The sequence below is a fragment of the Thermosynechococcus sp. M3746_W2019_013 genome (assembly GCF_015296045.1).
In the GTDB taxonomy this organism is placed as follows: domain Bacteria; phylum Cyanobacteriota; class Cyanobacteriia; order Thermosynechococcales; family Thermosynechococcaceae; genus Thermosynechococcus.
On record NZ_DVDW01000007.1, the window covers coordinates 13,286 to 24,367 of the forward strand.

Genomic DNA, 11,082 nt, shown 5'->3' on the forward strand with positions numbered 1-11,082 from the left:
TGAGGCAATCTGATGGTATTTTGACACACTCTAGAGAGCAACCATGGGGCTGACGCCCCGCTGGGCTAACTCCTGCACCGTTGCTCGCGCCCAGCGATCGGCGGCCAAAATATCCTCTAGGGTGGGATTAGTGATGTTTTGAGCAGAGTAGCGATCGCAGGCCATCTCAATGAGGCGGGGAATCTCAAGGAACGAAATCGCCTCGGCAATAAAGAGGGCTACCGCCTGTTCATTGGCGGCGTTGAGGACTGCCGGCATGGCCCCCCCAGCACGACCAGCAGCATAGGCCAGTCCCATACAGGGATACTTTTGGTGATCGGGCGATCGGAAGGTCAAATCCCCCGCCTTCACTAAGTCTAAGGGCGACCAATTGGTGGGGATGCGCTCGGGCCAAGCGAGGGCATATAACAAGGGCAAGCGCATGTCCGGCCAGCCCAACTGCGCCAGCACCGAGGTATCCTGCAACTCAATCAGGGAGTGAATAATACTTTGGGGATGGATGACAATCTCGATATTGTCGTAGTCCATGCCGAAGAGGTAATGGGCCTCAATCACCTCTAGGCCTTTATTCATCAAGGTTGCCGAGTCCACGGTAATTTTTGGCCCCATCGACCAGTTGGGATGTTTGAGGGCATCGGCCACCGTCACCTGGGCGAGTTTCTCCACTGGCCAATCGCGAAAGGCGCCTCCTGAGGCCGTGAGAATGATTTTCCGCAATCCGCCTTCGGGCACCCCCTGCAAACACTGAAAAATAGCGGAGTGCTCAGAATCAGCAGGCAGCAGCTTGACACCGTACTCCTGAAGCAGCGGCAAGACCACAGGACCACCGGCAATCAGCGTTTCCTTATTGGCTAGGGCAATATCTTTGCCCGCTTTAATGGCGGCGATCGTCGGCACCAGACCGGCACAGCCGACAATGCCCGTGACGACAACTTCGGCATCTCCATAGGCGGCCACCGCTGCAATACCCGCTTCCCCAGCCACTAGTTGCGGTTTTTGGGGCAGATCAGCCAATGCCGCCTCTAGCTCCGGCAATTGTTCAGGATCGGCAATACTGACAATCTCGGGCTGAAATTGGCGAATTTGGGGAATCAGTCGCTCCAGGTTGCGCCCGGCAGCAAGGCCAACCACGCGAAAGCGATCAGGATATTGGGCAACGATGTCAAGGGTTTGCGTACCAATGGAGCCGGTGGAGCCAAGGAGATTGAGTGCCTTCACAATTTTTGGGAGGGTCAGTGGACACCTTAATATCTACCGCAGGAGGGGACACAAGGCAAACCCATACCTATTCCGATGAGAATAGCAACAGGCGTTTCTTGAGTCTTTCCCAGTTATGGTGTTACCCCTTTCCCAACTGCTGCAGCAACTGAATGATAAAAAGGATGAATTTCTCAGGTATGACACTGCCTTTGCTGAGGTGCGACAGGCCTATCAAGAGGCCCTAGGGAGATGGCAGCAACAAACGATTCCTAAGGTTACCGCTGCCATTGATCCGCAGATTACCCATTGGGGGGCACGTCCCATTGAACCTTGGAATCAGGGGTGGTGCATTCCCTTGGGGGTACAGTGGCCCCATCGGCAGGCAGCACAGGGGTGGGCAATGGCCCAACTCATGGAGGTCACCACTGTTGCGGTGGATGGCTCCCAGATGGTTCCCAGTGAGGAGCTATTTTTGCCCGTGGGTGTGGTACAGGCGGGCTGGTTCCTCAATCACCATCGGCGCGATCGCCCCTACGCCAAGGAAATTGCCCTTGAACTGATCACACCAGCGGAACTGCGCCAAGCAGAGACAGAACTGGCTCAACCCCAAACATACCGCCTCCACGAGCGCTACATTCACCTGCGCCGTTTTGAACTGGAATTAAAAACGCTACGGGAGCGCATGGCCGAGGTAACCGCACCCGCGTTGCTACTGTTTGATGGCTCTTTTGTGGCCACGTTTGCGGAGTCCTATACCCCCCAATGGCAGGGGCGATATGTGGCAGCTCTCTGCCAGACCCTAGAGGCTAGTTGGGAGCAACGGATTCCACTGCTCGCCTACATTGATAGCTCCCAAGCCCGGGATTTAGTGACCCTCTTGGGACATCTGGATCGCCTCCCCCCTAGCCCGCACCTCTGCGATGCCCAACTCTTGAACACTGTTTTGACCCAGTGGGGCGATCGCTCCCCTCTGTTTATCTGCGATCGCGGCGGTATCCTTGAAAATTATGGGGCTTGGACCAGGGGTATTGGCTTTTGCTACCTCAAGGCTCATCAAGGCTATCCGGTACGTGTTGAACTCCCCCTGTGGATCTACGAAGCAGGACTACTGGAGGTGGTAATTCGCTGGCTCTGTGGCGAACTGATTACGGGTCAGGGCTATCCCTATGCCCTTGAGGTTGCCGATCAAGTGGCCGTTCTCCAGGGGAGCGATCGCCAGGCGTTCCTCAAGCAACTACAAGTCTGGGCAGAGGGCGTAGGCATAGAACTGCGCTTTAGCCGCAAATGGGTGAGTAAGCAGCAGCGGCGCTAGCTTTATGGGGGTGAATGGTGCAGCGCCTTTAGTGCTTGTTCCAATTCCCATTGTGACCTTAACAGCCAGTCTTTGCCCCGCAATGCCGGAACATTTCTAGGGCTTCCTCACGGGTCTGACCCGTAGTTTTGTTGGTGGCGTTGCCAGAAGTCTTCCCACCAGCCGCGGGGTTCCTGCTTGCTGCCTGTGTATTCCGTGGGGCGACCCGTATCACCATCGATGACGAGGCTACCGACATAATCGGCATTGCTATAGACCTTGGCAATTTGATCCTTGATGTGGCGCATATCCTTAGCAGAGACAACGCCATTGTCGGTCGCCTTATAGAATTGCACCGTCACACGGATTGGGAAGCGGGGATCTCGCTCGATGGGCAGGTTATCAATTTCAGTGAAGGGGCCTTCCACCGCGCCATAGCTAATTACTGCCGCCTCTACATTGGAGCGACCAGCGCTGGGTGCGGCTTTCATCAAAGTGGGGGCGGCCATCGGGAAAAAGGGCATCGCCGGTCGTGGCCACGGGGGTTGCTTCAGAGGCACTTGGATCAGCATCACCATATTCATCCCCGCGGCTTCCGCTTGGGCAGAGGTCATTTCCCTACCGCCGCTGCTGACGCCAAAATCACTGGCGCGTTGTCCCACCAGACTTGCCCGTTCGCCATTCTTGTTGAAAAATAACCGCTGTCCCCAGGTTTGGCCGGCTGCAAAGGCATCCCGCTGATTGTCAATGACGGTGGCACTGGTACCTTGGCGGGTGACGAGAATTGCTAAAACCGCTGGATTTTTTTCGTAGCTCTGGTAGTTAAAGAGGACGGGGTTAAAGGTGGCTTCCCCTTGGGGTGGAATCGGTAGGAAACAGGCTTGGGCACTCACCAGCACATGGCTATCACGATCCGCCAAAAGGGAGCGCCCATTCCCCGCCCACGAGCGCGGGTTGTGGAGATAGTTGCGGAAGTTACCGAGGAATTCCTTGAGGTTGACCCGCTGGAGCGACTGGCCCTTTTCATTGCCCACAAAGATAAAGAAGCGTTCGAGGGGAATATCGGCCGTGCGATCGCTAAAGTTGGGAAAGCGAATCACTGGCATCAGACTCAGTTCATACCCCTTGGTGCGTGGGTTGTACTGCTGGATTTGAATTGTCATATCGCTGATATTGGGACCCACAGCAGAGTTGTGGTAGCGAGCCGTGTCTTCCCAGGTGATGTCAAGAATATTCAAGCCATACTGCTGGGCAAGGCGCTGCGCCTCTGGGTTGTGGATCATGCTGCGGGTGCGCTCAATCACTTCGTGGTAGCGATCGTAGTCAGCCACAGAAACGCGCGGTGGGGAGTCGGGTTGAGGGGATGGGGTTGGGGCTGATTCAATGCCCCAATTGGGTTGACCTTGGGCGGCAGACATCCAGTTTTTTCCTGGGGAGAGCAACTCCCCCCCTAAAAGAGGGCCAAGAGCGAGTAAACCAATGAGGCCAAGGGAGAGCTTGAGGGGCACAGCCATAGAAGTGTTCTGAATCCTACCCCCTAGCCTAGTCAACGAGACTGGCAATCCTGCCATGGTTTCACTTTTTGCAACAGGGTTTTACGATCAAAAAGCATCCTTGCCCAGACATTGCCTGTGTTATCCGCTGCTGAAATTCGCGATCGCGCCAGCCACCTCAAATCAACGCTGCCCCCCCAGGTCCGCCTGATTGCCGTCAGCAAGTTTATGCCAGCGGCTGCGATTCGTGCTGCCTATGAGGCCGGCATTCGGGATTTTGGCGAAAGTCGCGTGCAGGAAGCTGCCAGCAAACGCGCTGAATTGGCTGACCTCACGGATATTACATGGCATCTGATTGGCCATTTGCAAACAAATAAAGTACGGCAGGCGCTGCAACTCTTTGATTGGATTCACACCGTTGACCGCTGGAAGTTGGCCGAGCGGATCGATACCCTCCTCAAGGAGACGGGGGCAGCCAGTCCCCGCTGTCTCTTGCAGGTAAAACTCCGCCCCGACCCCCAAAAATATGGCTGGGAAAAATCAGAGCTAGAGGCCGCCCTGCCCCACCTGGATGCTCTCTCCCATCTGTGCTGCTGTGGTCTGATGACCATTCTGCCCTTGGGGTTGGCCCCCTCAGAACAGTTGCAAGTATTTCAGGAATTGCGGGCTTGGGGTGAGGAACTGAGCACAAAGCCATGGCAGCAGCTCCAGTGGCAGGAGTATTCGATGGGGATGACCCAAGACTATCCCCTGGCGGTGCAGGCCGGCGCAACGATGGTGCGCATTGGTACGGCTATTTTTGGCGATCGCCAATCGGCGTTAGCAATTCGGCAGGAGTAATGCCCTTGCAAGGGATTGGTTCTGAAATCGTCTCCAGTGGTGAAAAAAGAAAACTGCCCGGCGATCAAAGCTCAAGGCCATCACAGTGTTGATTGTCATGCTCAGAATCGGTGGTGACTCCCGCAGCTTAGGACCAGCCGAGAGCAAGGTGGGCCGCATTTTTGCTACCAAGGCCGATTTTGACAGTGATGCCCAGCAGCAGATAGACCCGACGCTCAGCCGCGGCGGGGGCAATGAATTCATCCTGTAGGTGGCATTGGCCAATGGACATGATGAGCTTGCCTGCTGGATGGTAAGCCGGCAGTAAAGGGCGGGTGTAGACGGCATTGCTTAGATGCCACCACGCACCGAAGATCTGCTCAGTCTATAGGTTGCTGTTAGACTTTCAGAGGGACTTGGCTCCTCTGATTAACTGATTAACATGGCAGCGCTTTATCACAAAACAAAGAAAAATAAAGCTGTCCCTTAGACCGGTGGTCGTGCGTAGCAGGGCGGGTCCTTAGACCCAATTCTTTGGTAAGCTAAAGGATGCTTTCTAAAACCCTGCTAACACCGCCTATGGCCGCATCCCTAAGCTTTGACCTCGATGCCCTCAACCAACGCTTTGAAGGGGCACACCCTCGTGACATTTTGGCATGGGCCGTCACCGCAATTCCCCAGGGGCTGGTGCAGACCAGTGCCTTTAACGTGGATGACATGGTGATTACAGACCTCCTCTACCGTGATCTGCGCCCCAATCCGCCGGTGCCCGTTCTCTTTTTGGACACACTGCATCACTTTGCCGAGACCCTAGCATTTGTGCAGCAGGCCAAGGAAAAATACGGTCTGGATTTGCGCACCTACAAAACCCCCGATGTTGACAGCCGCGAAGCCTTTGCTGCCCGCTATGGCGACAAGCTTTGGGAAACCAATGTTGAGCAGTTTCACCATCTCACTAAAATTGAACCGCTGCAACGGGGCTTGGCAGAACTGAATACTGTGGCTTGGATTACGGGACGGCGTCGAGACCAAGCGGTCACCCGTGCCAATATGCCCTATGTGGAACTGGACAAAGAGGGTCGTCTGAAAATTAATCCCCTTGCTGCTTGGACACGTAAACAAACTTGGGCCTATGTGATGGAGCACGGGGTGATTTACAATCCCCTCCACGATCGCGGCTATGCCAGCATTGGCGATGAACCCCTCACCACCCCTATCGCCGATGGCGAAGATGAACGGGCAGGTCGCTGGCGCGGCATGGGCAAAACTGAGTGCGGGATTCACATCTAAGCCCATGTACTTTCAGGACGTTATTGCCACACTGCACCAATTTTGGGCGGCTCAGGGATGCCTGATTGCTCAGCCCTACGATGTGGAAAAAGGCGCCGGTACCAAAAGCCCCCATACCTTTTTACGTGCCCTCGGACCTGAACCTTGGGCAGTGGCCTATGTCGAACCCTGTCGGCGGCCAGCGGATGGCCGCTATGGCGAGAATCCCAACCGCTATCAGTACTACTACCAGTACCAAGTGCTGATTAAGCCCTCTCCTGATAATATCCAAGAGATTTATTTGGAGTCACTGCGCGCCCTTGGCATTCGCCCCCCAGACCATGACATTCGCTTTGTCGAAGACAACTGGGAGGATGCTGCCGTTGGCGCGTGGGGCGTAGGCTGGGAGGTGTGGCTAGATGGCATGGAAGTGACACAGTTTACCTACTTCCAGCAGTGTGGTGGTCTGGATTGTCGGCCGGTTTCCATTGAGATTACCTACGGCCTAGAACGGTTGACAATGTATCTCCAGGAGGTGGATGCGATCGCCAGTATCCGATGGAACTCTACCCTCACCTATGGCGATGTCCATCTCCAAGGAGAAATTGAGCAATCCACCTACAACTTTGAAGCCTCCGACCCGGAACGATTGTTCACCCTTTTTAGTCTCTACCAGCAGGAGGCGGAGCAGCTTCTGGAAAAGCAGTTGGTACTGCCCAGTTTGGATTATGTGCTCAAGTGTTCCCACACCTTTAACCTGCTGGATGCCCGCGGTGTCATTTCGGTGGCAGAGCGTACGCGCTACATTGGTCGCATTCGCGGCTTGGCCCGGCGGGTCGCCCAAGCCTATGTCCAACAACGGGAAGCTCTGGGGTTTCCACTGCTGAAGGAGCCGGCGCCGATCGCCCCCTAAGTCACAATTCTCTAAGGAGCATCCATGGGACGGCAGTGGCACCTGTTGGTGGTCTTGACTGTGTTTGCGGCATCGGCAACGCTGGCAGCGGATGTGCCGCACTTTGTTAGTCCTAGAAAGTTTTGGAGGCAGTTGGTCTATCAGGTCAAACCGCTGCCGCCCGAAAAAGTGGTGGCCCTCACCTTTGATGATGGCCCTTGGGGAGCCTCAACTCGCCAAGTTCTGCAAATTCTCAAAGAGGAGGAGGCCAAGGCCACATTTTTTATCCTGGGCAAGCACGCCCTCATGTATCCCGATATCATTGCTGACATTGTCAAAGGGGGTCATGCCGTTGGCAACCATAGTTGGAGTCATCCCTACCAACCCGTTGACCCTAAAGTAGCTAAGCAGGAAATTGAAAACACCTCTGCACTGATTGCCAAGCAAAGCCAAGCCCAAACGCGCCTTTTTCGGCCACCGGGGGGCAATTTGACCACAGGGCTAGTGGACTATGCCAAGTCGAAAAACTATGCCGTCATTATGTGGTCCGTGGATCCCCATGACACTCGACCCAACACAACAGCCGCAGATATTGTGGAGCGTACCCTGAAGAATGTCAAACCGGGCAGCATTATTCTGCTCCACGATGGTGGCGGCGATCGCGCCACGACCCGCAAGGCCCTCCCCACGCTGATTCGCCGCCTGCGGCAAAAAGGCTATCGCTTTGTCACTGTGCCGGAACTGCTGCAACTGGCAGTGAAAGCCCCCCCACCAAAGCCTGAGACACCCACCCCTCAACCGACAATCACTCCGACACCGACCCCAGAAGGTCTGCCCACTCCTCAGTTGACGCCTAGCCCCCCTAGTCGCAGTGAACCGCAATTGCAGCCACGCTCTCTGCCCCCTCGCTAAGGCTCTAGGGGAAATTCATGAATCTGTGGCGTCGAGGTACCATTGAGGGTTTCCCCCAGTTGATTCAAGGGTTCATAGATTGGTTCTAAGCTGGCCTGAGTGTCAGCGATCGCCCGCAGTAGTTCAGCCGTGAGATATTCCAAGGGATGGGGAGGGGGCGGTTGGCGGCGCCGATACTTGGGGGTGGGCACAAACTCACTGGCCACGGCCTGAAGCTGATAGGCCAACGCTTTCACCTTGGCAAGGTACGTCAAGGTTTCCTCAAGGTGCTGGGCAATTTGCTGGTGCTGAGCTTGCAGGTGTTGCCACTGTTCGGGGGCGATCGCTGCGGGTTTGAGATCCAGGGGAGTTAAATCCTGAAACAGGGCTTCTAAGTCCGGGGTTTCACTACTCACGAGTCCCTCCAACAAGGCCGCATCAAACAACTCCCCGAGTACTTCGGGAGAGACAACTGCCCACTCACTGGGGGAAGAAGATAGAGGATCAGGGGCTGTCATGGGCATTTACCAAGTCCTGTTGGGGGAGATTGCAGATCATGAAAAGGGGGCAGTTGCCCCAACTTTGTTAACCTTATAACGGTTTTGTTTGGTGATTGCGGTTGTGACCTCCTCTTCTTTGCCAATTGTGTTGGGTGTAACGGGTGCGTCTGGGCTCATTTATGCAGTGCGCGCCATTAAATTTCTATTACAAGCCAACTATCCTATTCAACTTGTGGCATCGAAGGCCGCACATCAAGTGTGGCAGGCAGAATATGGCCTCACTCTGCCAATTCAGCCCGATAAGCAGGAACTGTTTTGGCGCGAACAGGCCCAAGTTTGGGAAGGTTGCCTCACCTGTCATCGGCCAACAGATGTGGCAGCGGCAATCGCCAGCGGTTCCTTTCGCACCCTGGGCATGGTGATTCTCCCCTGTAGTATGAGTACGGTGGCCAAGTTGGCGGCAGGCCTGAGTTCCGATCTCCTAGAGCGGGTGGCAGATGTCCACCTCAAAGAACACCGTCCATTGGTGTTGGTGCCCCGCGAAACCCCCTTTAGTCTCATTCATCTGCAAAACCTGACCCAATTGGCAATGGCCGGGGCGCGCATTGTACCCGCCATTCCTGCTTGGTATCACCGGCCACAGACCATTGAGGACTTAGTGGATTTTGTGATCGCCCGTGCCCTTGATCAGTTAGGGTTGGATTGTGTGCCTCTGCAACGTTGGCAAGGACCCCTTTCCTAATGCGTGCTTGGATTTATTTGGGGGCGATCGCCCTGCTGACAACACTTGCCATCCAAAATTGGCAGCCGGTGGTCTCCCTGCGCTTTTTAGGACAGCAAACCCCGGCCCTTCCCCTTGCCGCTTGGATTGTGGTGGCCGCCCTTTCAGGGATCGTGGCTGGCCAGTGCTTACTCTGGTTAACCCTCGAAACACCGGCTCCAATAGCGCGGCCAACCCCGCGATCGCACCCCCCTGAACCTGAACTGGATGCCTCGATGCGTCCGCCGCTGGATGAGCCAGAGATGGATACTGGCGATGTCGAGGATTGGTTTAGCGAGCCAGAGCCAGCCCCGCGCGAACCAGACCTTGAACCAGACATTCAAGATCGCCCCCCCACAACCTACTCCTATCAATATCGTCCTTCCCGCAAAGCCACTGCCAAAGCCCCACCGCCTCCCCCTCAAGTTATGGATGCTGAATACCGCATTCTGACGCCGCCGCCCTCCAACGACAATCCCCCTGAGGATGAAGAAGACTGGGATATTCCCCTATGATCAAAGGCGTTGCATCGGAGGGATCTGCTGTGAAGGTTGCAGTGGTTGGTGCTACAGGCCGCACCGGTCAGCGAATTGTGAGTGCCCTACAATCATCTGAGCATCAGGCAATTGCCGTTGTGCGTAACCCCGCCAAAGCCCAAGGGCGGTGGCCAAGGGTCGAGATTCGTACTGCCGATGTCACCCAACCCCAGACACTTCCCCCCGCCCTTAAAGATTGCGAGGCAGTGATCTGTGCCACGGGCGCTAGCCCCAGTCTTAACCCCCTAGAACCCCTGAGTGTTGATTATCTGGGCACCAAAAATCTTGTGGATGCCGCCAAAGCCGCCCCAGTGCAGCAGTTTATTCTTGTCTCGTCGCTGTGTGTCTCGCAATTTTTCCATCCCCTGAATCTTTTTTGGCTAATTTTGTATTGGAAGCAGCAGGCAGAACGTTATCTCCAAGAAAGCGGTCTAACTTACACGATTGTGCGGCCAGGGGGTCTGAAGGAAACCGATGAGGGTGGCTTTCCGATCATTGCCCCAGCGGATACCCTCTTTGAGGGCAGTATCCCGCGATCGCGGGTGGCAGAAATCTGTGTGGCAGCCTTGGGCGAGCCAAGTGCCTACAACAAAATCTTTGAGGTGGTGAGCCGTTCCGATCAGACGCCGGTGGCCTATCCAGAGTTATTCCGCTCAGTTGCGGCGGTGTGAGGATAAGTTGATGCGCTTTTCCCGTTGGTTGGGGGCGATCGCCGGTCTGGTGGCGATAGGCTATTTCTTTTTGGGGACGCGTTCAAGTGCTCTCTGGTGGTACTGGTACCGCTGGCAGCCGGGTCAAATTGCCCCCTTAGTGATGCAGGGGGGGGATCCCTATGTACGGGCCCTGATGCGCACCATTTCTGCCAGTGAAGCCAATGATGCCAATCCCTACACGCTGCTCTATGGGGGGGAGCACGTCCAAGACCTCAGCCAGCATCCCGATCGCTGTATTCCCATTCGCCAAGGCGCCAATCAGCACCTGTGTACCACCGCCGCCGGCCGCTATCAATTTCTCACCACCACTTGGCAAGAAAAAGCCGCCCGCTATCATCCCCAACCGCCAAGCTGGTTTTGGCAGGGCTATAGCTTTGCCCCAGAGTATCAGGATCAGGTGGTCTATCGCTGGCTCACGGATCCTGCCGCTTGGAATGCCGATATTCCCCAGCTCCTGCGGGAAGGCCGAGTACAGGAGGTCTTTGCCCTCCTGTCGGATACATGGACCAGTCTGGGCTATGGCATGGAGAGCAACCGGATCACGCCCTACCTCGAAGAGATCTACCAGCAATTGTTGGCTCAAGAATTAGCCGCCTTCCAGACCGCCCAATCTGCGGGGAGGAGCCCATCGCCCTAGTTCATTTTCTCTGCCGACGGCTGCTCCAATCGCTGATTCTGGTCTTGCAATGCACTCAGTAACAAAGAGGCTTTCCCTTGC

Annotated in this window: 13 protein-coding genes; 9 read left to right on the forward strand and 4 right to left on the reverse strand. The window is 55.6% G+C overall.

Annotated features, from left to right (window positions below; translation table 11 throughout):
- Positions 1–30 precede the first annotated feature (30 nt).
- On the reverse strand, positions 31–1,218 hold the full coding sequence (gene dxr, locus IGQ16_RS00830) for a 1-deoxy-D-xylulose-5-phosphate reductoisomerase (RefSeq protein ID WP_024124169.1): 1,188 nt from the start codon (positions 1,216–1,218) through the stop codon (positions 31–33).
- Between the two features lie 115 nt (positions 1,219–1,333).
- Between dxr and IGQ16_RS00835 the strand changes: the two genes are divergently transcribed.
- Positions 1,334–2,512 (forward strand): DNA double-strand break repair nuclease NurA, encoded by a 1,179-nt coding sequence (locus IGQ16_RS00835; RefSeq protein ID WP_297059882.1) that lies wholly within the window; start codon positions 1,334–1,336, stop codon positions 2,510–2,512.
- Positions 2,513–2,619: 107 nt separating this feature from the next.
- Here the strand turns inward: IGQ16_RS00835 and IGQ16_RS00840 are convergent, their stop codons facing one another.
- Positions 2,620–4,005: a hypothetical protein gene (locus IGQ16_RS00840; RefSeq protein ID WP_297059884.1), complete on the reverse strand. Its 1,386-nt coding sequence runs from the start codon at positions 4,003–4,005 to the stop codon at positions 2,620–2,622.
- 117 nt (positions 4,006–4,122) lie between these two features.
- On the opposite strand from IGQ16_RS00840, the gene IGQ16_RS00845 reads away from it, so the two are divergent.
- Positions 4,123–4,824, forward strand: a complete 702-nt coding sequence (locus IGQ16_RS00845; RefSeq protein WP_297059914.1) for a YggS family pyridoxal phosphate-dependent enzyme — start codon at positions 4,123–4,125, stop codon at positions 4,822–4,824.
- Between the two features lie 127 nt (positions 4,825–4,951).
- Here IGQ16_RS00845 and IGQ16_RS00850 read toward each other — a convergent pair whose 3' ends face one another.
- Entirely contained in the window at positions 4,952–5,095 is a 144-nt protein-coding gene (locus IGQ16_RS00850; protein WP_157869628.1) for a hypothetical protein, read from the reverse strand.
- A 287-nt stretch (positions 5,096–5,382) separates the two neighbouring features.
- On the opposite strand from IGQ16_RS00850, the gene cysH reads away from it, so the two are divergent.
- Genes cysH through IGQ16_RS00865 form a run of 3 tightly spaced genes read left to right on the forward strand, consistent with a single transcriptional unit; the run spans position 5,383 to position 7,876 of the window.
- A complete protein-coding gene (cysH, locus tag IGQ16_RS00855; protein WP_024124172.1) occupies positions 5,383–6,093 on the forward strand; it encodes a phosphoadenosine phosphosulfate reductase in 711 nt (236 codons plus the stop codon).
- Positions 6,094–6,097: 4 nt separating this feature from the next.
- Positions 6,098–6,985 (forward strand): glycine--tRNA ligase subunit alpha, encoded by an 888-nt coding sequence (gene glyQ / locus IGQ16_RS00860; protein WP_024124173.1) that lies wholly within the window; start codon positions 6,098–6,100, stop codon positions 6,983–6,985.
- A 24-nt stretch (positions 6,986–7,009) separates the two neighbouring features.
- Positions 7,010–7,876 carry a polysaccharide deacetylase family protein gene (locus IGQ16_RS00865; protein ID WP_297059886.1) on the forward strand — a complete coding sequence of 289 codons (867 nt, stop codon included), beginning with the start codon at positions 7,010–7,012 and terminating at the stop codon, positions 7,874–7,876.
- Here IGQ16_RS00865 and IGQ16_RS00870 read toward each other — a convergent pair.
- Complete coding sequence (locus tag IGQ16_RS00870) at positions 7,873–8,373, reverse strand: hypothetical protein (RefSeq protein WP_041428959.1); 501 nt, start codon at positions 8,371–8,373, stop codon at positions 7,873–7,875. The two genes, IGQ16_RS00865 and IGQ16_RS00870, sit on opposite strands and share 4 nt — an antisense overlap.
- A gap of 103 nt (positions 8,374–8,476) precedes the next feature.
- Between IGQ16_RS00870 and IGQ16_RS00875 the strand changes: the two genes are divergently transcribed.
- The 4 genes from IGQ16_RS00875 to IGQ16_RS00890 are packed head-to-tail and all read left to right on the forward strand — an operon-like array spanning position 8,477 to position 11,001.
- Positions 8,477–9,097, forward strand: a complete 621-nt coding sequence (locus IGQ16_RS00875; RefSeq protein WP_225871776.1) for a flavin prenyltransferase UbiX — start codon at positions 8,477–8,479, stop codon at positions 9,095–9,097.
- Complete coding sequence (locus IGQ16_RS00880; RefSeq protein ID WP_024124177.1) at positions 9,097–9,630, forward strand: LapA family protein; 534 nt, start codon at positions 9,097–9,099, stop codon at positions 9,628–9,630. Before IGQ16_RS00875 ends, IGQ16_RS00880 begins: the two co-directional genes overlap by 1 nt.
- A 29-nt stretch (positions 9,631–9,659) precedes the next feature.
- Positions 9,660–10,322 (forward strand): SDR family oxidoreductase, encoded by a 663-nt coding sequence (locus IGQ16_RS00885; RefSeq protein ID WP_024124178.1) that lies wholly within the window; start codon positions 9,660–9,662, stop codon positions 10,320–10,322.
- A gap of 10 nt (positions 10,323–10,332) precedes the next feature.
- Entirely contained in the window at positions 10,333–11,001 is a 669-nt protein-coding gene (locus tag IGQ16_RS00890) for a glycoside hydrolase family protein (protein ID WP_024124179.1), read from the forward strand.
- The last annotated feature ends 81 nt before the right edge of the window (positions 11,002–11,082 follow it).

Excerpts from the sequence above, each read along its gene's own strand:
- IGQ16_RS00835 (WP_297059882.1), top strand. The coding sequence starts at position 1,334 with ATGGTGTTACCCCTTTCCCAACTGCTGCAGCAACTGAATGATAAAAAG.
- IGQ16_RS00840 (WP_297059884.1), bottom strand. The coding sequence starts at position 4,005 with ATGGCTGTGCCCCTCAAGCTCTCCCTTGGCCTCATTGGTTTACTCGCT.
- IGQ16_RS00850 (WP_157869628.1), bottom strand. The coding sequence starts at position 5,095 with ATGTCCATTGGCCAATGCCACCTACAGGATGAATTCATTGCCCCCGCC.
- cysH (WP_024124172.1), top strand. The coding sequence starts at position 5,383 with ATGGCCGCATCCCTAAGCTTTGACCTCGATGCCCTCAACCAACGCTTT.
- glyQ (WP_024124173.1), top strand. The coding sequence starts at position 6,098 with ATGTACTTTCAGGACGTTATTGCCACACTGCACCAATTTTGGGCGGCT.
- IGQ16_RS00865 (WP_297059886.1), top strand. The coding sequence starts at position 7,010 with ATGGGACGGCAGTGGCACCTGTTGGTGGTCTTGACTGTGTTTGCGGCA.
- IGQ16_RS00870 (WP_041428959.1), bottom strand. The coding sequence starts at position 8,373 with ATGACAGCCCCTGATCCTCTATCTTCTTCCCCCAGTGAGTGGGCAGTT.
- IGQ16_RS00880 (WP_024124177.1), top strand. The coding sequence starts at position 9,097 with ATGCGTGCTTGGATTTATTTGGGGGCGATCGCCCTGCTGACAACACTT.
- IGQ16_RS00890 (WP_024124179.1), top strand. The coding sequence starts at position 10,333 with ATGCGCTTTTCCCGTTGGTTGGGGGCGATCGCCGGTCTGGTGGCGATA.